The sequence below is a fragment of the Streptacidiphilus sp. PAMC 29251 genome (assembly GCF_054208735.2).
In genome coordinates, this window is sequence record NZ_CM135725.2 from 7503419 (window position 1) to 7526195 (window position 22777).

A 22777-nucleotide genomic window follows, 5' to 3' on the forward strand; every position below is an offset into this window, starting at 1 on the left:
GAAAGGGGCAGACGATGGTGGTCCTGGAGATCCTGGGGTTCTCGCTGGCCGTGATGGCGATCTGCGCCGGCCTGCTGCTGTTCCTGATGGGCGGCCCCCGCTACCGGAACCAGCAAGCCGGAACCAGTAGCCAGTAGCAAGTAGCTCCAAGCAGTAAGTAGCTCCAACGCAGTGACGCCCCGTACCGGGTGAACCGGTACGGGGCGTCACCGACGCGCGGCGATCGTCAGATCGTGCGGATGTTCTCGGCCTGCGGGCCCTTCTGGCCCTGCGTGACGTCGAACTCGACCTTCTGGCCCTCAAGGAGCTCACGGAAGCCCTGCGCGTTGATGTTCGAGTAGTGCGCGAAGACGTCGGCGCCGCCGCCGTCCTGCTCGATGAAGCCGAAACCCTTTTCGGCGTTGAACCACTTCACGGTACCGGTAGCCATATTGATCTCCTTCTGTCAGGGGCTGGTGCCAGGATCCACACGGTGTGAACCCTGTGTCGCCGGAATGATCACCCTGGTCACGAAGGGACCTGCGAAAGCACGAACGCCCGTGATCGCGATCACGGGCGGCCAAAACTTAGGGAACCACGCACTGCAACTGATCTAGAGAATACAGGGTGGGGCCCGGGTCCCGTCAACAGATCCCAGGCCTCCTGTGTCGCACCTGTGACCTGCGATCCCTCGTGTCACATGGCCGATCCCGCGGGCATCGTGTACGGTTTTGCCCTGTAGTAGTCGTGGTTCTCGACGTTTGTACGCCCGTGATCCCGATCGCGGGCATTTTTGCTGTCCTCGATCTCCTCATGGGCCCGGGTGTACGGATCGGTGACTCGGAGTCCGCACGGTGCGGCTCCTACACGACTACAGAGGAGAACGAGAGACATGGCCACCGGAACCGTCAAGTGGTTCAACGCTGAAAAGGGCTTCGGCTTCATCGAGCAGGACGGCGGCGGCGCCGACGTCTTCGCCCACTACTCCAACATCAACGCCCAGGGCTTCCGCGAGCTCCTCGAGGGCCAGAAGGTCGAGTTCGACGTCACGCAGGGCCAGAAGGGCCCGCAGGCCGAGAACATCCGCCCGCTCTAAGGTCCACAGCCTGATCAGCGTCGCGTCGTGAGCGCCCCCGCACCGGTTTCCTACGGTGCGGGGGCGCTTTCACGTTCCCTAGGTGAGTTCCGAGGCCACGGAGCAGGGGTCGACGGCGTTGCCGGCATGGGCGATGTAGTGCGAGGCCAGTGACTGCAGCATGCCGCGCAGCTGCCCCTGTTCGGCGGGGCTGAGCGGGGCGAGCACCATCGACTCGGCCTGCTGGATGGCCTGCTGGGCCGAGGCCAGTTGCTCGACGCCGGCCGGGGTGGCCCGGATCAGTCGGCTGCGGCGGTCCGTGGGATCGGCGATCCGCTCCACCAGGCCGGCCTTCGCCAGGTCGTCGACCAGGTAGACCATCACGGTCCGGTCGACGCCGAGTTGGCGTGCGAGTTCCGCCTGGTTGCGGGCGCTGCAGTGCGCGGCGCCGGAGAGCGCCTGGAAGCCGCGGTGGCCGTGCGGGATGCCCGCCACAGCCCGACCCATGGCCTCACCGTAGGCGCGGAAGCACTGCGCCAGCAGCCACCCCAGGCTGTCCTGGAGGCCGGGTGGCAGGGGTGCGGGCTCGGTGGTGGTCACGGGCTCAGCCTAGCCGAGTCCTCCTGCTTGACAAATAGTCTGCGTGGAAGACAGTCTGTTTGGCATACAAGCTGTGACGCCACCTATCGACCTTCGAGGTTCTCCATGGCCCACCTTCTGCACATCGACTCGTCCGCACTGACCTCCGGTTCGGTTTCCAAGGAGATCGCCACCACCTTCCGCAAGTCCTGGGAGCAGGCGCACCCGGACGGTACGGTCACCTACCGCGATCTCGGCATCGACCCGGTGCCCGCGCTGGTGGAGGCCGGCATCACGGCCGGCTTCACCCCCGTGGACTCCCGGACGCCGGAGCAGGTCGCGGCTTTCGCGGCACGGTCCGTCCTGGTCGAGGAGGTCCTCGCGGCCGACGCCTACCTGCTGAGCGTGCCCATGTACAACTGGGGCGTGCCCGCCACCTTCAAGGCGTGGCTGGACCAGATCCTGGTGGTGGGGCGCACGGCCGACCTCTCCGACAACCCGCCGCTGAGCGGCCGTCCGGCGACCGTCGTGCTCAGCTACGGCGGCGGCTACGACCAGGGCACGCCGCGGGCGGGCTGGGACTTCGTCCAGCCGTACCTGGAGACGGTGCTGGTCAAGGCGATGGGTCTGGACCTCACCGTGATCAAGGCGCAGCTCACGCTCGCCGAGCGGAACCCGGCGATGGCGGAGCTGATCCCCGCCTCGCACCAGCAGCGCGAGGCGGCCCACGCGGCGGCCGACCAGCACGCCCGCAAGGTCGCGGCGGCACTGGGCGTCTGAAAGCAGCAGGCGTCTGAAGGCAGCAGGCGCCTGAAGGCAGCAGGCGCCTGAAGGCAGCGCCCCGAGCACGACGAAGGCCCCGCCGACGGGGGAGACGGCGGGGCCTTCGATTTCAGAGTACAACCACGTGGGGGATGTCGGGAACGCCCGCGGCGGATGGGACGCATGGGCTGGTGGGTCTCGACGGCCGGTTGTGCACATGCCATGCTGGTGGGGCATCCACCCTGTGCGCGGTGGATGCCCCGCGTGGTCCCCGCCGGCGAGGCATCCACCTGCTCGGGGTGGCGCGTCAGACGCCGCCGCTGAAGGTCCAGCGGGTCTGGCCGTAGCGGCCCTTGGCGAAGCCGAACCCTTTGGCGGGGGCGACCTCGTAGACCCAGGCCGTGCCGCCGCCGCCCGCGCCGAAGAACGCGCCGTCGCGGACCTGGAAGGCCCACTCCTTGCCGTACTTCGCCAGATAGGCGGCGGCGACCCGGTGCAGCTTGGCGTCGTCGTCCAGCACCCGCACCGCGCGGCCCTCCAGCACCAGGTCCAGGCCGCTGCCCAGGGTGTTGCTCCCGGTGGTCAGCACGCACCGCGGGTTCTGGGAGAGGTTGCCGACCTTGCGTTCGCCGGGACCGCTGCAGAAGTACAGCGCGCCCTCCAGCCACACCGCGATCAGCGGTGTGACATGGGGGAACCCGTCCGGGCGCACCGTGGACAGCCAGAACAGCTCGGCCTCGGTGAGCATCCGTTCGGCCTGCGCCCACGGGGTCGGCGCGGCCTCGGGCTCGCTGAAGCGGCTGTCGAGTTCGGTCAGCGGCTCACCAGCGGCGGCGGCGGCGGACTCTGGGGCGGTGAGGGGCATCGTCGGTCATCTCCGGGTTCGCGGGCGCAGGGCGGGTATGGCCCTCGGAGGGTAGACGGGTCGGCGCCGCGGAACTCATCGCTCGCTCGGGCCTCCTCGGCCACGCAGCCGCCAGGCCCATCCCAGCAGGGCCAGACCGGCCAGGATCGCCACCGCTCCCAACAGGGCGTACTGGCCGTGTCCTGACATCATCGAACCGCGCATCGCGCCGGTGCCCTGGGCGACCCAAAGGCCGCCGATGGCGACCAGGACGACACCGATCACTCCACGGACCCACATGGCCAACTCCGCTCCGCGCATGGCCGATCGTCCGAAGCGGGCGACCGATCCAGGGGTAGGTACGTGCGTGATCCGCTTTTGGTTCACCCCGCACAAGCATCTCAACCTGGACGCCAGTCGGCCCTCCGCGTTAGTGGGGGGTCGCGGGGGGCCGAGGCTTACGGCGGGGGTGCGCCGTACATCGCGCCTGCCCGATCGCGGCCGCGGCATGCCCGGTGCGGCACAGCTTTTTGGCACAGCTTTTTTGGGCCCGGCGTCACATCGCTGCGGCCGAGGGCGGGTTGAGGGCCTCAGCTGGGCGTGCCGAGCATGGGGCCGAGCCCGGTCACGTCCAGCAGCAGCTCCAGTCGGGGGCCGATCTGGATCAGGTAGAGCCGTACGTCCCGGGTCGCCGCCAGCTTCTGGGCGCTGAGCAGGGCGCTGAGGCCGCTGGAGTCGCAGAACGACACCAGGGCGACGTCGATCTCGATGCACCGGGTCGCCGGATCGAGCAGCAGGCTCCGGACGGCCGGGCCGAGAACGGCGGCTGTGGTCAGGTCGAGATCGCCTGCGAGCAGGATCTGTGCGGTGGATCCGGAGTCGAGAACGACTGCGGTCACGGCCGAGATGTCGCCCATGGAGTCCCCTGTCTCCCAAGTGCGCGGGGCATCAAGGTAGTTGAAGCTGGGAGCATCTGCACACAGCTTCTCCATGATTCTTTTTGAGTACAACTGGGCGAACCTGTCACAACCTGTTTCGCCAGGGCCGGGTCACCAGCCCCGGGAGCGCCATTCGGCGAGCTGCGGGCGCTCGGCGCCCAGCGTGGTGTCGTCGCCGTGGCCCGGGTAGACCCAGGTCTCGTCCGGGAGCACGGCGAAGAGCTTGGCCTCCACGCCGTTGAGCAGGCTGCTGAACGCCTCGGCGTCGCCGTTGGTGTTGCCGACCCCGCCGGGGAAGAGGCAGTCGCCGGTGAAGAGGTGGGGGTGTCCCTGCGGGTCGTTGTAGATCAGCACGATCGCGCCGGGGGTGTGCCCGACCAGGTGCCGCACGGTCAGCTCGACCTCGCCGACCCGCAGCGTGTCGCCGTCGTCCAGCAGCAGGTCGGAGGCGACGTCGATGCCCTCCGCGTCCAGGCGTCCGGACGCGGTACGGGCGCCGGTCGCCGCGACGACGTCGGCCAGGGCCTGCCAGTGGTCCTGGTGGCGGTGGGTGGTGACCACGGTGTCGAGGCTGCTGCCGACGGTCTCCAGCAGGGCCGGCGCGTCGGCGGCGGCGTCGATCAGCAGCTGCTGGTCGGTGGCCCGGCAGCGCAGCAGGTAGGCGTTGTTGTTGAACGGCCCGACGGCGACCTTGGTGATCACCAGGTGGGGCAACTCCCGTACGTCCGGCGTTCCGCCGACCTTGACTGCTCCGTGGTACGACATGGGCTCAGCCTATCCGCCCGCCGCCGCTGCGCCGGGCCCGGCTCAGGGCCGGGTTCTGCAGGACCGGTTCAGCGCAGGACCGGGTTCAGCTCAGCGGCGGCAGCGCCGGGAGCGCGGAGAGCGGGACGCCAAGCGCCGCGCCGTCCGAGCGGCCGGAGAGCCAGGCGACCAGCGCCGCGGCCGGGGCGGCCAGCTCCAGCTCCGGGCTGGTCCCGCTGCCCAGGACGTAGCCGGAGCCGGTGTCGCTGTCCTGGAGCAGCAGCAGGGGCAGGTCCGCCGAGCCCCGGTAGCGGGTGGTGAGGGCGGCCAGCTGCTCGGCGACGAAGGCGGCCGGCCAGTGCGCCGGGGTGTAGTCGAGCCCCAGGTCGACATGGTGGTACTCGACCTCGGCGACGCGCTTCAGCGGGACGCCCGAGGCCGGGAACGGGCCGGTGCGGTGCGGGACCTCGACGGACCAGGCGGCGTCCGGCATGGCCTCGGTCGCGGCGGCGAAGCGCAGCCCCGAGGCGCGGAGGTCGGCGAGGTGCTCGGCCAGGGTGTGCTTGGCGCCGTCCTGGATCCCGCGCTCGCGGGACTCCGGGCTCGGATACATCGCGATGGGCTGGCTGGTCCGGGCGCCCCGGAGCAGATTGCCGAGGGCGTCGGCGTTGCGGCAGATGTGGGCGAGGACGTGGCCGCGGGTCCACCCGGGCAGCGCGGAGGGCTCGAAGACCTGCTCGGGGCGCATCTGCTCCACGCTGCGCAGCAGGGCGGCGGCGGAGTCGGCGGCGGCTTCGATGCTCTGGGTGGGGGCGGTCATCTGGGGTCTCCTCCTGCGGGCGACGCGTGTGCCGCGTGCCTTCTCATCGTTCTCATCGTTTCACCCGGCAAGGGGCGCGGTTGACGCTACCGTCGATTCATCCCATCGGGTGATGCTTCCCGATTGCCTCAGAAATCGAACACGTGATCCCATGTCATCAGTGGCGCAGGGACCGTCCGGGCCGAGAGCCTACGATGGAACCCGACGGGCATCCTGTCCCCGCGCCGCCCCCTTACGCCGGGCGGCTCCGGATCGCCCCATCCAGGAACCGCCCGGCTCACCGCTTCGTCCCCGGAAGGCGCAATAGCGTGGCAGACCGCCTCATTGTCCGCGGTGCTCGCGAGCACAACCTCAAGAACGTCTCGCTCGACCTGCCTCGCGACTCCCTCATCGTCTTCACCGGCCTGTCCGGCTCCGGCAAGTCCTCGCTGGCCTTCGACACCATCTTCGCCGAGGGCCAGCGCCGCTACGTCGAGTCGCTGTCCTCCTACGCCCGGCAGTTCCTGGGCCAGATGGACAAGCCCGACGTCGACTTCATCGAGGGCCTGTCGCCGGCCGTCTCCATCGACCAGAAGTCCACCTCGCGCAACCCCCGCTCGACCGTCGGCACGATCACCGAGGTCTACGACTACCTCCGGTTGCTGTTCGCGCGGATCGGGCACCCGCACTGCCCGGAGTGCGGCCGGCCGATCGCCCGGCAGTCGCCGCAGCAGATCGTCGACAAGGTCCTCGAACTGCCCGAGGGGACGCGGTTCCAGCTGCTCAGCCCGCTGGTCCGGGCCCGCAAGGGCGAGTTCGTCGACCTCTTCGCCGATCTCCAGACCAAGGGCTACTCCCGGGCCAGGGTGGACGGCGCGACGATCCAGCTGACCGAGCCGCCGACGCTCAAGAAGCAGGAGAAGCACACCATCGAGGTGGTCATCGACCGCCTCACCGCGAAGAAGAGCGCCCAGCGCCGGCTCACCGACTCGGTGGAGACCGCCCTCAAGCTCTCCGGCGGCACCGTCGTCCTGGACTTCGTGGATCTGCCCGAGGACGACCCCGAGCGTGAGCGGATGTACTCCGAGCACCTCTACTGCACCTTCGACGACATCTCCTACGAGGAGATGGAGCCGCGCTCCTTCTCCTTCAACTCGCCGTTCGGCGCCTGCCCCGAGTGCACCGGCCTCGGCAGTCGGATGGAGGTCGACCCCGAACTGATCATCCCCGACGAGGAGAAGTCCCTCGACGAGGGCGCGATCCACCCCTGGTCGCTCGGCCACACCCGCGAGTACCACCAGCGGATGATCGGCGCGCTGGCCAAGGACCTGGGCTTCCGTACCGACATCCCCTGGGCGGGGCTGCCGCAGCGCGCCAAGAAGGCGCTGCTGTACGGGCACAACTCCCAGGTCGAGGTGAAGTTCCGGAACCGCTTCGGCCGCGAGCGCTCCTATGTCACCGGCTTCGAGGGCGCGGTGCCCTTCATCCAGCGCAGGCACTCCGAGTCGGAGACCGACAGCAGCCGGGAGCGCTTCGAGGGCTATATGCGGGAGATCGACTGCCCCGCCTGCCACGGCACCCGGCTGAAGCCGGTGGTGCTCGCGGTGACCATGGCCGGGAAGTCCATCGCCGAGGTCGCCGGCATGTCGATCATCGACTGCGCCGAGTTCCTGGGCGCGATGGAGCTCTCCGACCGGGAGAAGACCATCGCCGAGCGGGTGCTCAAGGAGGTCAACGAGCGGCTGAAGTTCCTGGTGGACGTCGGCCTGGACTACCTCTCGCTGAACCGCGCGGCCGGGACCCTGTCCGGCGGCGAGGCGCAGCGGATCCGGCTCGCCACCCAGATCGGCTCCGGCCTGGTCGGCGTGCTCTACGTGCTGGACGAGCCCTCGATCGGGCTGCACCAGCGCGACAACCACCGGCTGATCGAGACCCTGGTCCGGCTCCGCGACCTGGGCAACACCCTGATCGTGGTGGAGCACGACGAGGACACCATCAGGGCCGCCGACTGGGTGGTCGACATCGGTCCCGGCGCGGGCGAGCACGGCGGCCATGTGGTGCACTCCGGCTCCCGCGAGGGGCTGCTGGCCAACAAGGAGTCGCTGACCGGCGCGTACCTCTCCGGGCGGCGCAGCATCCCCACCCCCGAGGTGCGCCGGCCGATCGACCCCAAGCGGCAGATCACCGTGCACGGCGCCCGCGAGCACAATCTGCAGGACGTGGACGTGAGCTTCCCGCTGGGGACGTTCACCGCGATCACAGGGGTGTCGGGCTCCGGCAAGTCGACGCTGGTCAACGACATCCTCTACACCCATCTCGCCCGCGAGCTCAACGGCGCGCGCAGCGTCCCCGGACGGCACACCCGGGTCACCGGCGTCGACCAGGTCGACAAGGTGGTCCATGTCGACCAGTCGCCGATCGGCCGTACCCCGCGCTCCAACCCGGCCACGTACACCGGTGTCTTCGACCATGTCCGACGGCTGTTCGCGGAGACCACCGAGGCGAAGGTGCGCGGCTACCTGCCGGGCCGCTTCTCCTTCAACGTCAAGGGCGGCCGCTGCGAGAACTGCGCCGGCGACGGCACCATCAAGATCGAGATGAACTTCCTGCCGGACGTCTACGTCCCCTGCGAGGTGTGTCACGGGGCCCGCTACAACCGGGAGACCCTGGACGTCCACTTCAAGGGCAAGTCCATCGCCGAGGTGCTGGACATGCCGATCGAGGAGGGGCTGGCGTTCTTCGAGGCGGTCCCGCCGATCGCCCGGCATCTGCGCACCCTCACCGACGTCGGCCTGGGGTACGTCCGGCTCGGCCAGTCCGCGCCGACCCTCTCCGGCGGTGAGGCGCAGCGGGTGAAGCTGGCCTCCGAGCTGCAGAAGCGCTCCACCGGTCGCACGGTCTACGTGCTGGACGAGCCGACCACGGGGCTGCACTTCGAGGACATCAGCAAGCTGATCAAGGTGCTGACCGGCCTGGTGGACAAGGGCAACACGGTCATCGTGATCGAGCACAACCTCGATGTGATCAAGACCGCCGACTGGGTCGTGGACATGGGCCCGGAGGGCGGCAACGGCGGCGGTCTGGTGGTGGCCGAGGGCACCCCGGAGCAGATCGCCGCGGTGGGGGAGAGCCACACCGGGAAGTTCCTGCGTGACATCCTGGGCGACCGGGTCTTCGCGGAGGAATCGGCGGCCGGCGGTAAGAAGGTCCCGGCCAAGAAGACCGCCGCCAAGAAGACCGCCGCCAAGAAGGCGGTCGCCACGAAGGCCGGCGCCACGAAGGCCGCGGCGAAAAAGGCGCCCGCGGCCAAGAAGGCCGCGCCGCGCGCGAAGTGACCAGCTCAGCCCTGTGACGGAGTACCGGAGAACCATGTCCCAGCTCGAAGTGACCGACCCCATCGCCGACACTGCCGCAGACGCCACCTCAGGCCCCGCCGCCGAGGCCGCCCCCTGCTGCGGGCTGTCCCGGCGCGGAGTGCTCCGCGGCGCGGCGGCGGTGGGGGCGGTCGGCGCCGCCGGGGTCGCCCTGGCGGCCTGCTCCTCCTCGTCCGGCACCCCGGCCGCGACCGGGCCGACCGACGTCGGTCCGGTCGGCGACGTCCCGGTCGGCGGCGGCAAGGTCTTCAAGGACCAGAAGGTCGTGGTGACCCAGCCCGCCGCCGGCCAGTACAAGGCCTTCAGCGCGGTCTGCACGCACGCCGGCTGCCTGGTCGACGCGGTGAAGGACGGCACCATCCAGTGCCCCTGCCACGGCAGCGAGTTCAAGATCGCCGACGGCTCGGTCGCCAACGGACCGGCCACCTCGCCGCTGCCCGCGCACACCGTCGCGGTCCAGGGCGGCAAACTGGTGGTGACTGTGTGAACCATCCGGACGTCATCGTTCTGTGCAGGTTGGACAACCGGGAATGTCACAGCCAGTCGGTACGGTGACTACATGGCCGATCCGTCCAGCTACCGACCGTCGCCCGGGCAGATCCCTGCCTCCCCGGGCGTCTACAAGTTCCGCGACGCCAACTCCCGGGTGATCTACGTCGGCAAGGCGAAGAGCCTGCGCCCGCGGCTGTCCTCCTACTTCCAGGATCTGGCCAATCTGCACCCCCGTACCCGGCAGATGGTCACCACCGCGGCCTCGGTCGAGTGGACCGTGGTCGGCACCGAGGTCGAGGCGCTGCAGCTGGAGTACAGCTGGATCAAGGAGTTCGACCCGCGGTTCAACGTCAAGTACCGGGACGACAAGAGCTACCCCTCGCTGGCGGTGACGCTGAACGAGGAGTTCCCCCGGGTCCAGGTGATGCGCGGCCCGAAGAAGCGCGGGGTGCGCTACTTCGGGCCGTACGGGCACGCCTGGGCGATCCGGGAGACGGTCGACCTGATGCTCCGGGTGTTCCCGGTCAGGACCTGCTCCACCGGGGTGTTCAAGCGCGCCGAACAGGTCGGCCGGCCCTGCCTGCTCGGCTACATCGGCAAGTGCTCGGCGCCCTGCGTCGGCCGGGTCACCCCCGAGCAGCACCGCGAACTCGCTGAGGACTTCTGCGACTTCATGGCCGGCCGGACCGGCAGCTACCTCCGCCGTCTCGAACAGGAGATGAAGGAGGCCGCCGCCGAGATGGAGTACGAGCGGGCCGGGCGGCTGCGCGACGACATAGAGGCGCTGAAGCGCGCCATGGAGAAGAACGCCGTGGTGCTCGCCGACGGCACCGACGCCGATCTGCTGGCCGTCGCCGAGGACGAGTTGGAGGCCGCGGTGCAGATCTTCCACGTCCGCGGCGGCCGGGTCCGCGGCCAGCGCGGCTGGGTCACCGACAAAGTCGAGAACGTCGACACGGCCGGCCTGGTCGAGCACGCCCTGCTCCAGCTCTACGGCGAGGAGACCGGCGAGGCCGTCCCGCGCGAGGTGCTGGTGCCGGCCCTGCCGGATCCGCTGGAGCCGGTCTCGGTCTGGCTCGGCGAGCGCCGGGGCAGCGCGGTGGACCTGCGGATCCCGCAGCGCGGCGACAAGCGCGAGCTGATGGTCACCGTGCAGCGCAACGCGGTCCAGGCGCTGGCGCTGCACAAGACCAAGCGCGCCGCCGACCTCACCACCCGCAGCGTCGCCCTGCAGGAGATCGCCGACGCGCTCGGCCTGGACACCGCTCCACTGCGGATCGAGTGCTACGACATCTCGCACCTCCAGGGTCAGGACGTGGTCGCGTCCATGGTGGTGTTCGAGGACGGTCTCGCCCGCAAGAGCGAGTACCGGCGCTTCGCGATCAAGGGCTTCGAGGGCCAGGACGACGTCCGCTCGATGCACGAGGTGATCACCCGCCGCTTCAAGCACACCGAGAAGGCCGCCGACCGGGACGAGGAGACGGGCAGGCCGCGCCGCTTCGCCTATCCGCCGCAGCTGATCGTGGTGGACGGCGGCGAGCCGCAGGTGGCCGCCGCGCAGCGGGCGCTGATGGAGCTGGGCGTCAACGACGTCGCCCTGTGCGGGCTGGCCAAGCGGCTGGAGGAGGTCTGGCTGCCCGGCGAGGACGACCCGGTGGTGCTGCCCCGCAGCAGCGAGGGCCTGTACCTGCTGCAGCGGGTCCGCGACGAGGCGCACCGCTTCGCCATCACCTACCAGCGGCAGAAGCGCGCCAAGCGGCTCACCGCGGGCTCGCTGGACAGCGTTCCCGGCCTCGGCGAGACCCGCCGGGTGGCGCTGCTCAAGCACTTCGGCTCGCTGAAGCGGCTGAAGGCGGCGACAGTGGACGAGATCTGCGAGGTTCCCGGCGTCGGACGGCGCACCGCGGAGGCCGTCCTCGCGGCGTTGGCCTCCCGTACACCCGCTGCTCCCGCGGTGAACACCGCGACGGGGGAGATCGTGGAGGACAGTGGGGAGAGCAGCGGTCCGGTCACTCGTCCGGGTGAACCAGGGAAGCCGCAGCCACAGCCAGGCGTTGTCAGTACAGAATGACCAAGCAGGGGAGAAGCACGTGAGTATGCCCGGCGGTGAGACCGTACCCGAGCTGGTGATCATCTCCGGGATGTCCGGAGCCGGCCGCAGTACGGCCGCGAAGTGCCTTGAAGACCTCGGCTGGTTCGTCGTGGACAACCTGCCGCCGTCGCTGATACCGACCATGGTCGACCTCGGCGCCCGCTCGCAGGGCGCGGTGGCGCGGATAGGCGCTGTCGTGGACGTCCGCGGGCGCAGTTTCTTCGATGACCTGCTCACGTCGCTGGAGGACCTGGAGAAGCGCGGCGTGCGGTTGCGCGTGGTGTATCTCGAGGCCTCCGACGACGCGCTGGTGCGCCGGTTCGAGAGCGTCCGCCGTCCGCACCCGCTGCAGGGCGACGGGCGGATCGTGGACGGCATCGCCCAGGAGCGGACCCTGCTGCGCGACCTGCGCGGCGAGGCCGACCTGGTGATCGACACCTCCAGCCTCAATGTCCACGAGCTGCGCGCCAAGCTGGACGCCCAGTTCTCCGACGACCTGGAACCGCAGCTCAGGGCCACGGTGATGTCCTTCGGTTTCAAGTACGGCCTGCCGGTGGACGCCGACCTGGTGGTGGACTGCCGCTTCCTGCCCAACCCGCACTGGGTCCCCGAACTGCGACCGCGCACCGGCACCGACGACGAGGTGGCCCGCTATGTCTTCGACCAGCCGGGGGCCAAGGAGTTCCTGGACCAGTACGCCGAGACGCTGCGCATCGTCACTGACGGCTACCGCCGGGAGGGCAAGCGCTACATGACACTTGCCGTAGGCTGCACCGGAGGCAAACACCGCAGCGTTGCGATGTCGGAGCGGCTGGCCAAGCGCCTGGTGGCCGACGGACTCGAGACGGTGCTGGTGCATCGGGACATGGGGCGCGAGTAACTGACCTGCGAGTTACCGCCCAGGGGCAAAAAGGGGCACGGGTGGCGTCGCACATCGTTGCTGGACGGCAGGTCCGACGTCGTCGCGGCGCTCCGCGGATCACCGCGCTGGGCGGCGGCCACGGTCTTGCCGCCTCGCTGCAGGCGCTGCGCAGACTCACCGGGGAGCTCACCGCCGTGGTCACCGTCGCCGACGACGGCGGCTCCAGCGGGCGGCTGCGCGCCGAGTTGGGCGTGCTGCCCCCGGGGGATCTGCGCAAGGCGCTGGCCGCGCTGTGCGGCGACGACGAGTGGGGCCGCACCTGGTCCGAGGTGATCCAGCACCGCTTCCAGAGCGACGGCGAGCTGCACGGCCACGCCGTGGGCAATCTGCTGATCGTGGCGCTGTGGGAGAAGCTCGGCGACCCGGTGGAGGCGCTGGCCTACGTCGGGCGGCTGCTGGGCGCGCACGGCCGGGTGCTGCCGATGTCCTCGGTGCCGCTGGACATCGAGGCGGTGGTGCGCGGCCTCGATCCGGCGTACCCGGACCGGCGCGACACCGTGCGCGGCCAGGCGAAGGTGGCGATCACCCCGGGCGAGGTGGAGTCGGTGCGGCTGCTGCCGCAGGACCCGCCCGCGGTGCCCGAGGCGGTGGCCGCGGTGCTGGAGGCGGACTGGGTGGTGCTCGGCCCGGGATCCTGGTTCACCAGCGTGCTCCCGCACCTGCTGGTCCCCGATCTGCGGGCGGCGCTGGTGCAGACCCGTTCCCGCAAAGTGCTGGCGCTTAACCTGGTGGGACAGCCGGGGGAGACCGAGGGCTTCTCCCCGCAGCGGCACTTGGAGGTGCTCGGGGCCCACGCCCCGGAGCTCTCCGTGGACTTCGTCCTCGCCGAGGAGACGACCGTGGCCGATCCGGAGGCGCTGCGCAGCGCCGCCAAACGTCTGGGCGCCGAACTGGTGCTCGACAACGTCGCGGCTGCGGACGGCAGTCCGCGACACGACCCGGAGCTTCTGGCCGCAGCGTACGACCGGATCTTCAGAACGCATGGAAGGATCGCGCCATGGCGATGACGGCAGCGGTGAAGGACGAGATCAGCCGGCTACCTGTCACCCGGGCATGCTGCCGCAAGGCGGAGGTGTCGGCGATCCTCAGGTTCGCGGGCGGTCTGCACATTGTGAGCGGACGCATCGTGATCGAGGCGGAGCTGGACACCGGAGTCGCGGCAAGGCGACTGCGCAAGGACCTCCTGGAGATCTTCGGACACTCCTCGGAGCTGGTGGTGATGGCCCCCGGCGGTCTGCGGCGCGGAAGCCGGTACGTGGTGCGCGTGGTGAAGGACGGCGACCTGCTGGCCCGGCAGACGGGCCTGGTGGACGGGCGAGGACGGCCCATCCGGGGGCTGCCCCCGGCGGTGGTGTCCGGGGCGACCTGCGACGCGGAGGCGGCCTGGCGCGGCGCCTTCCTGGCGCACGGCTCGCTCACCGAGCCGGGCAGGTCCTCCTCGCTGGAGATCACCTGCCCCGGTTCGGAGGCGGCGCTGGCCCTGGTCGGCGCGGCCCGGCGGCTCGGCATCCCGGCGAAGGCCCGCGAGGTGCGCGGCGTGGACCGGGTGGTGATCAGGGACGGCGACGCGATCGGCGCCCTGCTGACCCGGCTCGGCGCGCACGAGTCGGTGCTGGCCTGGGAGGAGCGGCGGATGCGCCGCGAGGTCCGGGCGACCGCCAACCGCCTCGCCAACTTCGACGACGCCAACCTGCGCCGCTCGGCGCGGGCCGCCGTCGCGGCCGGCGCCCGGGTGCAGCGGGCGCTGGAGATCCTCGGCGAGGAGGTCCCCGAGCACCTGGCGGCGGCCGGACGGCTGCGGATGGAGCACAAGCAGGCCTCGCTGGAGGAGCTGGGCTCGCTGGCCGACCCGCCGCTGACCAAGGACGCGGTGGCCGGACGGATCCGGCGGCTGCTGGCGATGGCCGACAAGCGGGCGTCGGAGCTGGGACTGCCCAGCACCGAGCAGGGATTGTCCGAGGCGGACTCCTACGCGGCCGAGGAGATGGCTGTCAGCTGACAGGGGAATTCCTCTGAAATGCCGGTGAAATCCGGTTGAAACCTACGCGAATGCCGTCCCCGGACCGTCGGACCAGGGGCGGCATTCGGCTGTGCCGCACTCGTACGGACTGTCGGATGTGCTGTCCGCCACCCCCGCGGGGTAGGGTTTTAAGCGGTCGGGGACATCCCATTCCAGCTCGTCGGCGTACAGCGTCGACGTACCAGCGAGGAGATCGGTTCGTGACGATCCGGGTAGGCATCAACGGGTTCGGCCGCATTGGTCGTAACTTCTTCCGTGCGGTTAAGTCCCAGGGCGCGGACATCGAGATCGTGGGTGTCAACGACCTCACCGACACCAAGACCCTGGCGCACCTGCTCAAGTACGACTCGATCCTGGGCGTGCTCCAGGCCGAGGTGTCCCACACCGCCGACAGCATCACCGTGGACGGCAAGACCTTCAAGGTCACCGCCGAGCGCGACCCGGCCGCCCTCGGTTGGGCCGCCCTGGGCGCCGACATCGTGATCGAGTCCACCGGCTTCTTCACCAAGGCCGCCGACGCCAGGAAGCACATCACGGCCGGCGCCAAGAAGGTCCTGATCTCGGCGCCCGCGTCGGACGAGGACCTCACCGTCGTCATCGGCGTGAACGACGACAAGCTCGACGTCAGCAAGCAGGACATCATCTCCAACGCGTCCTGCACCACCAACTGCGTGGCGCCGCTGGCGAAGGTCCTGCTGGACAACTTCGGCATCGTCCAGGGCTTCATGACCACGGTGCACGCGTTCACCAACGACCAGGTCACGCTGGACTTCCCGCACAAGGACCTGCGTCGGGCCCGGGCCGCGTCGCTCAGCATCATCCCGACCTCGACGGGTGCCGCCAAGGCCACCGCGCTGGTCATCCCGGCGCTCAAGGGCAAGCTGGACGGCACCTCGCTGCGCGTCCCGGTCCCCACCGGCTCCATCACCGACCTGGTCGTCACCCTGGAGCGCGAGGTGACCGTCGAAGAGGTCAACGCCGCCTTCCAGAAGGCCGCCAACGGCGAGCTCAAGGGCATCCTCGAGTACACCGAGGACCCGATCGTGTCCTCGGACATCGTCGGCAACCAGGCGTCGTGCATCTTCGACTCGCTGATGACCATGGTCCAGGGCAAGCAGGTCAAGGTCTTCGGCTGGTACGACAACGAGTGGGGCTACTCCAACCGCCTCGTCAACCTGACCACCCTCGTCGGTGGCCAGCTCTGACCAGCGGTTCGGTAGCAGCGTGAAGTCAGGGCCCGGACCATGCCGTCCGGGCCCTGACTTCCGTGTCCGTTGACACCCCCGACAGGAGAGTCCTGACCGTGCAGACCATCGACGACCTCGACGTCGCCGGCAAGCGGGTATTCGTCCGCGCCGACCTCAATGTGCCGCTGTCCGGCACCGACATCACCGACGACGGCCGGATCCGCGCCGTCGCCCCGACCCTCGCCAAGCTGGTCGCCGCCGGCGCCAAGGTGATCGTCGCCTCCCACCTGGGCCGTCCCAAGGGCGCGCCCGACCCCCAGTTCAGCCTGGCCCCGGTCGCGGTGCGACTGGGGGAGATCCTCGGGCAGGACGTGGCCTTCGCCACCGACACCGTCGGCGACAGCGCCGCCGCGGTCGTGGCCGGCCTCAAGGACGGCCAGGTCGCGCTGCTGGAGAACCTGCGCTTCAACGCCGGCGAGACCAGCAAGGACGACGCCGAGCGCGGCGCCTTCGCGGACCAGCTGGCCGCCCTCGCCGACGTCTACGTGGGCGACGGCTTCGGCGCGGTGCACCGCAAGCACGCCTCGGTGTTCGACCTCCCGGCCCGGCTGCCGCACGCGGTCGGCCTGCTGATCGCGACCGAGGTGGGGGTGCTCAAGCGGCTCACCGAGCAGGTCGAGCGCCCCTATGTGGTGGTGCTCGGCGGCTCCAAGGTCTCCGACAAGCTCGGCGTGATCGACAACCTGCTGGGCAAGGCCGACCGGATCCTCATCGGCGGCGGCATGGCCTTCACCTTCCTCAAGGCGCAGGGCCACGACGTCGGCGCCAGCCTGCTGCAGGAGGACCAGATCCCGGTCGTCCTGGAGTACCTGGAGCGGGCCGAGAAGAGCGGCGTGGAGTTCGTCCTGCCGGTCGACGTCGCGGTCGCCGGCTCCTTCCCCGACCTGAAGACCAAGGCCCCGGCGGCGGACTTCGAGGTCGTCCCCGCCGACGCGATCCCGGCCGGAAAGCTCGGCCTGGACCTGGGCCCGGAGACCGGCAAGCTGTTCGCCGCGAAGCTGGCCGACGCCAAGACCGTGTTCTGGAACGGCCCGATGGGCGTCTTCGAGCACCCTGACTTCGCCGCGGGCACCCGTGCCGTCGCCGAGGCGCTGGCCGAGGGCGACGCCTTCTCGGTGGTCGGCGGCGGCGACTCCGCCGCGGCCGTCCGCATCCTGGGCTTCGACGAGAAGAAGTTCGGGCACATCTCGACGGGTGGCGGCGCCAGCCTCGAGTACCTGGAGGGCAAGACCCTCCCCGGCCTGGCCGCACTGGAGAACTGAGCGACATGACTGCTGCACGCACCCCGCTGATGGCGGGCAACTGGAAGATGAACCTCAACCACCTCGAGGCCATCGCCCACACCCAGAAGCTGTCCTTCGGGCTGACCGACAAGGACTACGCGGCCGTCGAGGTCGCGATCCTGCCGCCGTTCACCGACCTGCGCTCGGTGCAGACCCTGGTCGACGGCGACAAGATGAAGATCAAGTACGGCGCCCAGGACATCTCCGCCCAGGACTCCGGCGCCTACACCGGTGAGATCTCCGGCCCGATGCTCTCCAAGCTGAAGTGCACCTATGTGGCCATCGGCCACTCGGAGCGGCGCCAGTACCACGGCGAGAACGAGCCGGTCGTCAACGCCAAGGTCAAGGCCGCGTTCCGGAACGGCATCGTGCCGATCCTCTGCGTCGGCGAGGGCCTGGACATCCGCAAGGCCGGCGACCAGGTCGCCTACACCCTGGCCCAGCTGGACGGCGCCCTCGAAGGCGTCGAGGCCAAGGACGCCGAGCGGATCGTCGTGGCCTACGAGCCGGTGTGGGCCATCGGCACCGGCGAGGTGGCCACCCCCGAGGACGCCCAGGAGGTCTGCGGAGCGATCCGGGTCCGGCTGGCCGAGCTCTACGACCAGGAGCTGGCCGACAAGGTCCGGGTCCTCTACGGCGGTTCGGTGAAGTCCTCGAACGCGGCCGGGATCATGGCCAAGCCGGACGTGGACGGCGCCCTGATCGGCGGCGCCGCCCTGGACGCCGAGGAGTTCGTGAAGATCGTGCGCTACCGGGACCAGGCGGTAGGCTGACGTCGGTCTAGAGTGGGCGGGGCCGGGAGCGCGGACACTGTTCGCAGCCCCGGCCCTGCTGCATACTTTCCATACTGTCAGTGGCTTATCGGCACAGACTTCGGTTATCAGAGATTGGTCCCGCCGTGATCTTCAGCTTTTCGATCGCGCTGATCTTCTTCAGCGTGATGATGGTTGCTCTCGTCCTGCTGCACAAGGGCAAGGGTGGCGGCCTCTCCGACATGTTCGGCGGTGGCATGTCCTCCACCGGTGGTGGTTCCGCCGTCGCGGAGCGCAACCTCGACCGCATCACCATCTTCGTGGGCGTCGCCTGGTTCGTCTGCATCATCATCCTGTCGCTGCTGCTCAAGACCAAGAACGGCGGCTGAACAGGCAGTATCTCTGCCTCGTGCGCTTTGCTGACGGAGTGTCGTCCGGCCGCCTATCATGAGTGACAGTCGTCACCGGTGGCTGTGTCGGACGATACTTATGCGGTCCGTACACTGGGACGACTCCGTCGGAATTGGGGCGTGACGGGAGACTGTGGTGCCCGGGCCCCGGGGGCGCGGATTCATCCCAGGTGACTATCGCTCGCACCAGCACGCAGGGAGTCATACCGTGGCAAGTGGCAACGCCATTCGTGGCAGCAGGGTCGGCGCAGGCCCTATGGGGGAAGCCGAGCGCGGCGAGTCCGCTCCTCGCCTCCGTATCTCCTTCTGGTGTGCGAACGGGCATGAGACCCGCCCGTCCTTCGCGTCCGACGCGCAGATCCCGGAGACCTGGGACTGCCCGCGCTGCGGCTTCCCGGCCGGGCAGGACGAGAACAACCCGCCGGCCCCGCCCCGCACCGAGCCCTACAAGACCCACCTCGCCTACGTCCGCGAACGCCGCAGCGACGCGGACGGCGAGGCGATCCTCGCCGAGGCGCTGGCCAAGCTGCGCGGCGAGATCTGAGCCAGCACCTGGCGGCGGCAGCCGGACGGGGTGCCCCAGGCCGAACGCAGTACCCGGGCCCGGCGGATCCACAGGGACAGGTCGAACTCGTCGGTGTAGCCGATGGCGCCGTGCAGCTGCAGGGCCGCCCGGGCGGCGGCGTAGCCGGCCTCGCCGCAGGCGGCCTTGGCGGCAGGCAGATCGCCGCCCCCGGTTCCCCCGTCCCGCAGCGCCAGCGCGGCGGCGTAGAGCAGCGGCTCGGCGAACTCCAACTGCAGCAGTACGTCGGCGAGCCGGTGCTTCACCGCCTGGAAGCCGCCGACCGGGGTGCCGAACTGGACCCGGCTGCCGACGTACTCCACAGTGGCGGCCAGCAGTCGGCGGCCCGTGCCGAGGGCGAGCGCGGCGGTGCACAGGGTGGCCACCCGGGCCGCCCGCTCGGCGGACTCGGTGACCCGAGGGCCTGCTGCCAGCGGGGTGCCGTCGCGCGGCTGGGAGAGGCGGCGGGCCGGGTCGAGGGACGGCAGCAGCGGGCCGGTGGCCTCGGCGGCGTAGAGCGTCTCGCCGTCCACTCGAAGCACCCCGTCGGCCAGGTCGGTGTCGGCGGCGTACGGGCCGTTCGCCGGTAGGGCGAGGGTGAGCAGGGCCTCGCCGCGGGCGACCTGGGCCAGCCGGCGGCCTGACTCGTCGGCCGCGCCGGTGTCGTTCAGCAGGACGCAGCAGGCGAAGGTCTCGGCGAGCGGTCCCGGTACCGCGTGGCGGCCCAACTCGACGCAGGCGAGCGCCAGTTCGACCGGCATCAGGTCGGTGCCGCCGAAGCGCTCGGGGATCGCCAGGGCGAACACGTCGCTGGCCGCCAGCCGGCGCCACAGCGCCCGTACCGGTTCCGGGTCGTTCGCGGCGCGGGCCCTGATCGCGGCGGGGACCTCGGAGGCGGTGAGCAGCGCGTCCAGGCCGGCACTGAAGTCGCGCTGCTCGGTGCTGGGCAGGAACCTCATCGGCGCCGTCCTCGGGGCAGGCCGAGCAGGCGCTCGGCGACGATGTCGCGCTGGATCTCGTTGGTGCCGCCGTAGATGGGTCCGGCCAGAGAGAAGACGTAGCCCTCGGACCAGTCGGCAGTGTCGTCGAGCAGCTCGCCGTCGGGGCCGAGCAGGTCCAGGGCGGTTTCATGGAGGGCGATGTCCAGCTCGGACCAGTAGATCTTGTTGAGGCTGGACTCCGCGCCGAGGCTCTGCCCCTCCGCGATCCGGGCCGCGGCGGCGAAGGCGAAGAGCTGGTAGGCGCGGGCGCGGATCAGCACGTCCGCGACCCGCTCGGCCATGGCCGTTTCGGCGGGGTCGCCGAGCTGCTGCCACAGCGCCACCAGCCGGTCGGCGGCGGCCAGAAAGCGGCCGGGGCTGCGCAGGGTCAGCCCGCGCTCATTGCCGGCCGTGCTCATCGCCGCCCGCCAGCCCTGCCCGGCCTGGCCGATCACGTCCTGGTCCGGGACGAAGACGGCGTCCAGGAAGATCTCCGCGAAGGCCGGCTTGCCGTCCAGGCGGCCGATCGGACGGACCGTCACCCCCGGTGCGTCCAGCGGGAACATCAGATAGCTGAGGCCCCGGTGCGGCGCCCCCGACTGCTCGACCGGGGTGGACCGGAACAGGCCGAAGGCGCGGTCGGCGAAGGCGGCCCGGGAGGACCAGGTCTTCGCCCCGTCCAGCAGCCAACCCCCTTCGGTGCGGCGGGCGGTGGAGCGCAGGGCGGCCAGATCGCTGCCGGCGCCGGGCTCGGACCAGGCCTGGGCCCAGACGCAGCCGGCGTCGGCCATCGGCGGCAGGATCCGGGCCCGCTGCTCCGGGCTGCCGTGCTCGAAGAGGGTGGGGGCCAGCAGGTTGATGCCGTTCTGGGTGACCCGTCCGGGCGCGCCGGCGGCGTAGTACTCCTCCTCGAAGACCAGCCACTGGATCAGACTGGCGCCCCGGCCGCCGTACTGCTCGGGCCAGGAGACCACGGCCCAGCGGTCGGCCTGCAGCTCCTGCTCCCAGCGGCGGTGGGCGGCGAACCCGGCCTCGGTCTCCAGTGAGGGGAGCCGCTGCGCGGGCACGTGCGCGGCCAGCCAGGCCCGGGCCTCGGCGCGGAACTCCTGGTCCTCCTTGCTGAACTGAAGGTCCATCAGCCCTGACCCGATCGGGAGGCGGCTTGGGCGGCGGCGGCCTTCATGGCGGCGGCGTCCATGCCGCCCAGCGAGTCCTTGGCGGTCTCGGCGTTGTGGGCGTGGGCGAGGTGGTGCAGGCCGAACACCGAGTCCAGGCCGCTGTGCAGGCCCTGCAGGTCCTCCGCCTGGTTGACCGCGCGCTTGGTCAGGGCCAGGCCCATGGTGGGCATCTCGGCGATCCGGGCGGCCAGCGCCATCGTCGCCTGGTGCAGCTCGGCGCGGGGGACGATCCGGTTCACCATGGCCAGGTCGTAGGCGCGTTGGGCGGTCATCCGGTCGCCGGTGTAGAGGAACTCCTTGGCGATCCGCGGCGGCAGCACCCAGGGGTGGGCGAAGTACTCGACCCCGGGGATGCCCATCCGCACCACCGGATCGGCGAAGAAGGCGTCCTCGCTGGCGACGATCAGATCGCAGACCCATGCCAGCATCAGCCCGCCGGCCACGCAGGCGCCGTGCACCGAGGCGATCACCGGCTTGGGCAGCTCGCGCCAGCGGCGGCACATGCCGAGGTAGACCTCGGACTCACGGGCGTAGCGGCTCTCCGCGCCCTGCCGCTCGGAGTGGTCCCACCAGAGCGAGGCCTTGCGGTCGAAGGGCAGATGGGCGTCGCGTCCGGGGGTGCCGATGTCGTGCCCTGCGGAGAAGTGCGGGCCGGCCCCGCGCAGCACCACGACCTTGACCTCCGGGTCGTCGGCGGCCCGGTAGAAGGCGCGGTCGAGGGCGTAGGTCATGGCGGAGTTCTGGGCGTTGCGGTAGTCCGGGCGGTTCATGGTGACCAGGGCGACCGGTCCCTGACGTTCGTACAGGACGACCTCGGGCGCGTCTGCGGGCTCTTCGGGCACGACTCCGGGCACGTCGGCGGGCGCGGCGGGCTCTTCGGGCACAGGACTGCTCCTTCCCTAACAAGTGTTTGGTAGGTTAACGTGCGAGCAGTCGGCCGTCGAGAGAGGTGACCCGCCGTGTACCCAGCTCCCGCCTACCTCCCCGGGCACGCCCTGCTCGCCGGACGCAGCGCCGTGATCACCGCCGCCGCCGGGGCCGGGATCGGCGGCGCGACCGCCCGCCGCTTCCTGGAGGAGGGCGCGGACATCGTCCTCGGGGACGCCCACGCACGGCGGCTGAAGCAGACGGTCGAGGCGCTCGGGGAGGAGTTCGGCGAGGCCCGGGTGGCCGGACTGCCCTGCGACGTCACCGCGGAGCAGCAGGTCGCCGAGCTGCTCGACCTGGCCGAGGCCAGGCACGGACGGCTCGACATCCTGGTCAACAACGCCGGCCTCGGCGGCACCGCGCCGCTGCTGGAGATGACCGACGAGCAGTGGGACCGGGTGCTGGACGTGACCCTGACCGGGACGATGCGCTGCACCAGGGCGGCGCTGCGCCGGTTCCGGGCCTCCGGCGCGGGCGGAGTGATCGTCAACAATGCCTCGGTGGTGGGCTGGCGGGCCCAGGCCGGGCAGGCCCACTACGCCGCGGCCAAGGCCGGGGTGATGGCGCTGACCCGGTGCGCCGGGATCGAGGCGGCGGAGTTCGGGGTGCGGGTGAACGCGGTCTCACCGAGCCTGGCGATGCATCCGCACCTGGCCAAGGTCACCACACCGGAGCTGCTGGAGCAGCTGACGGCGGGGGAGGCGTTCGGACGCTACGCCGAGCCGTGGGAGGTGGCGAATGTGATCGTCTTCCTGGCGAGCGGATACTCGTCCTACATGACGGGCGAGGTCGTCTCCGTCAGCAGTCAGCACCCCTGA

25 protein-coding genes are annotated in these 22777 nt (G+C 70.4%); 15 read left to right on the plus strand and 10 right to left on the minus strand.

What is annotated here, in order from left to right; all coding sequences use genetic code 11:
• Positions 1 to 14: 14 nt before the first annotated feature.
• On the plus strand, positions 15 to 137 hold the full coding sequence (locus ACXKR8_RS35530) for a hypothetical protein (RefSeq protein WP_458268655.1): 123 nt from the start codon (positions 15 to 17) through the stop codon (positions 135 to 137).
• An 89-nt stretch (positions 138 to 226) separates the two neighbouring features.
• Here ACXKR8_RS35530 and ACXKR8_RS35535 read toward each other — a convergent pair whose 3' ends face one another.
• Complete coding sequence (locus tag ACXKR8_RS35535; protein WP_030258797.1) at positions 227 to 430, minus strand: cold-shock protein; 204 nt, start codon at positions 428 to 430, stop codon at positions 227 to 229.
• 441 nt (positions 431 to 871) lie between these two features.
• Between ACXKR8_RS35535 and ACXKR8_RS35540 the strand changes: the two genes are divergently transcribed.
• On the plus strand, positions 872 to 1075 hold the full coding sequence (locus tag ACXKR8_RS35540; RefSeq protein WP_034090357.1) for a cold-shock protein: 204 nt from the start codon (positions 872 to 874) through the stop codon (positions 1073 to 1075).
• Between the two features lie 78 nt (positions 1076 to 1153).
• Here ACXKR8_RS35540 and ACXKR8_RS35545 read toward each other — a convergent pair whose 3' ends face one another.
• Positions 1154 to 1654, minus strand: a complete 501-nt coding sequence (locus ACXKR8_RS35545; RefSeq protein ID WP_458268656.1) for a MarR family winged helix-turn-helix transcriptional regulator — start codon at positions 1652 to 1654, stop codon at positions 1154 to 1156.
• A gap of 105 nt (positions 1655 to 1759) precedes the next feature.
• On the opposite strand from ACXKR8_RS35545, the gene ACXKR8_RS35550 reads away from it, so the two are divergent.
• On the plus strand, positions 1760 to 2413 hold the full coding sequence (locus ACXKR8_RS35550) for an FMN-dependent NADH-azoreductase (RefSeq protein ID WP_458268657.1): 654 nt from the start codon (positions 1760 to 1762) through the stop codon (positions 2411 to 2413).
• Between the two features lie 289 nt (positions 2414 to 2702).
• On the opposite strand, the gene ACXKR8_RS35555 is transcribed toward ACXKR8_RS35550, so the two are convergent.
• From ACXKR8_RS35555 to ACXKR8_RS35575, 5 genes are all read right to left on the minus strand, one after another.
• A complete protein-coding gene (locus ACXKR8_RS35555; RefSeq protein WP_458268658.1) occupies positions 2703 to 3260 on the minus strand; it encodes a pyridoxamine 5'-phosphate oxidase family protein in 558 nt (185 codons plus the stop codon).
• Positions 3261 to 3335: 75 nt separating this feature from the next.
• The gene (locus ACXKR8_RS35560; protein WP_458268659.1) at positions 3336 to 3539 is read right to left on the minus strand and encodes a hypothetical protein; all 204 of its coding nucleotides are present in this window, start codon (positions 3537 to 3539) and stop codon (positions 3336 to 3338) included.
• Positions 3540 to 3829: 290 nt separating this feature from the next.
• On the minus strand, positions 3830 to 4156 hold the full coding sequence (locus tag ACXKR8_RS35565) for an STAS domain-containing protein (protein ID WP_458268660.1): 327 nt from the start codon (positions 4154 to 4156) through the stop codon (positions 3830 to 3832).
• Between the two features lie 132 nt (positions 4157 to 4288).
• Complete coding sequence (locus ACXKR8_RS35570; RefSeq protein WP_458268661.1) at positions 4289 to 4942, minus strand: MBL fold metallo-hydrolase; 654 nt, start codon at positions 4940 to 4942, stop codon at positions 4289 to 4291.
• A gap of 85 nt (positions 4943 to 5027) precedes the next feature.
• Positions 5028 to 5741, minus strand: a complete 714-nt coding sequence (locus tag ACXKR8_RS35575; RefSeq protein ID WP_458268662.1) for a maleylpyruvate isomerase family mycothiol-dependent enzyme — start codon at positions 5739 to 5741, stop codon at positions 5028 to 5030.
• 308 nt (positions 5742 to 6049) lie between these two features.
• On the opposite strand from ACXKR8_RS35575, the gene uvrA reads away from it, so the two are divergent.
• From uvrA to ACXKR8_RS35630, 11 genes are all read left to right on the plus strand, one after another.
• Complete coding sequence (gene uvrA, locus ACXKR8_RS35580; protein ID WP_458268663.1) at positions 6050 to 9055, plus strand: excinuclease ABC subunit UvrA; 3006 nt, start codon at positions 6050 to 6052, stop codon at positions 9053 to 9055.
• Between the two features lie 34 nt (positions 9056 to 9089).
• On the plus strand, positions 9090 to 9581 hold the full coding sequence (locus tag ACXKR8_RS35585) for a Rieske (2Fe-2S) protein (protein ID WP_458268664.1): 492 nt from the start codon (positions 9090 to 9092) through the stop codon (positions 9579 to 9581).
• 72 nt (positions 9582 to 9653) lie between these two features.
• Positions 9654 to 11657, plus strand: coding sequence for an excinuclease ABC subunit UvrC (gene uvrC / locus ACXKR8_RS35590; protein ID WP_458268665.1), 2004 nt, complete (start codon positions 9654 to 9656; stop codon positions 11655 to 11657).
• A 25-nt stretch (positions 11658 to 11682) separates the two neighbouring features.
• Positions 11683 to 12558, plus strand: a complete 876-nt coding sequence (rapZ, locus tag ACXKR8_RS35595; protein WP_458275172.1) for an RNase adapter RapZ — start codon at positions 11683 to 11685, stop codon at positions 12556 to 12558.
• A gap of 41 nt (positions 12559 to 12599) precedes the next feature.
• Positions 12600 to 13607 (plus strand): gluconeogenesis factor YvcK family protein, encoded by a 1008-nt coding sequence (locus ACXKR8_RS35600; RefSeq protein ID WP_458268666.1) that lies wholly within the window; start codon positions 12600 to 12602, stop codon positions 13605 to 13607.
• Entirely contained in the window at positions 13598 to 14599 is a 1002-nt protein-coding gene (gene whiA, locus ACXKR8_RS35605; RefSeq protein ID WP_458268667.1) for a DNA-binding protein WhiA, read from the plus strand. Before ACXKR8_RS35600 ends, whiA begins: the two co-directional genes overlap by 10 nt.
• Before the next feature lie 221 nt (positions 14600 to 14820).
• On the plus strand, positions 14821 to 15825 hold the full coding sequence (gene gap, locus ACXKR8_RS35610) for a type I glyceraldehyde-3-phosphate dehydrogenase (RefSeq protein WP_458268668.1): 1005 nt from the start codon (positions 14821 to 14823) through the stop codon (positions 15823 to 15825).
• Positions 15826 to 15923: 98 nt separating this feature from the next.
• A complete protein-coding gene (locus tag ACXKR8_RS35615; RefSeq protein ID WP_458268669.1) occupies positions 15924 to 17129 on the plus strand; it encodes a phosphoglycerate kinase in 1206 nt (401 codons plus the stop codon).
• 5 nt (positions 17130 to 17134) lie between these two features.
• Positions 17135 to 17923 (plus strand): triose-phosphate isomerase, encoded by a 789-nt coding sequence (tpiA, locus tag ACXKR8_RS35620; RefSeq protein WP_458268670.1) that lies wholly within the window; start codon positions 17135 to 17137, stop codon positions 17921 to 17923.
• Between the two features lie 125 nt (positions 17924 to 18048).
• Positions 18049 to 18291, plus strand: a complete 243-nt coding sequence (secG, locus tag ACXKR8_RS35625; protein ID WP_458268671.1) for a preprotein translocase subunit SecG — start codon at positions 18049 to 18051, stop codon at positions 18289 to 18291.
• Positions 18292 to 18568: 277 nt separating this feature from the next.
• Entirely contained in the window at positions 18569 to 18856 is a 288-nt protein-coding gene (locus ACXKR8_RS35630; protein ID WP_458268672.1) for an RNA polymerase-binding protein RbpA, read from the plus strand.
• Here ACXKR8_RS35630 and ACXKR8_RS35635 read toward each other — a convergent pair.
• Genes ACXKR8_RS35635 through ACXKR8_RS35645 form a run of 3 tightly spaced genes read right to left on the minus strand, consistent with a single transcriptional unit; the run spans position 18775 to position 21874 of the window.
• Positions 18775 to 19833: an acyl-CoA dehydrogenase family protein gene (locus tag ACXKR8_RS35635; protein WP_458268673.1), complete on the minus strand. Its 1059-nt coding sequence runs from the start codon at positions 19831 to 19833 to the stop codon at positions 18775 to 18777. The two genes, ACXKR8_RS35630 and ACXKR8_RS35635, sit on opposite strands and share 82 nt — an antisense overlap.
• Positions 19830 to 20990, minus strand: coding sequence for an acyl-CoA dehydrogenase family protein (locus tag ACXKR8_RS35640; RefSeq protein ID WP_458268674.1), 1161 nt, complete (start codon positions 20988 to 20990; stop codon positions 19830 to 19832). The genes ACXKR8_RS35635 and ACXKR8_RS35640 overlap by 4 nt, the downstream gene beginning before the upstream one ends.
• On the minus strand, positions 20990 to 21874 hold the full coding sequence (locus ACXKR8_RS35645) for an enoyl-CoA hydratase (RefSeq protein ID WP_458275173.1): 885 nt from the start codon (positions 21872 to 21874) through the stop codon (positions 20990 to 20992). Before ACXKR8_RS35645 ends, ACXKR8_RS35640 begins: the two co-directional genes overlap by 1 nt.
• A 117-nt stretch (positions 21875 to 21991) precedes the next feature.
• Between ACXKR8_RS35645 and ACXKR8_RS35650 the strand changes: the two genes are divergently transcribed.
• On the plus strand, positions 21992 to 22777 hold the full coding sequence (locus ACXKR8_RS35650; protein WP_458268675.1) for an SDR family oxidoreductase: 786 nt from the start codon (positions 21992 to 21994) through the stop codon (positions 22775 to 22777).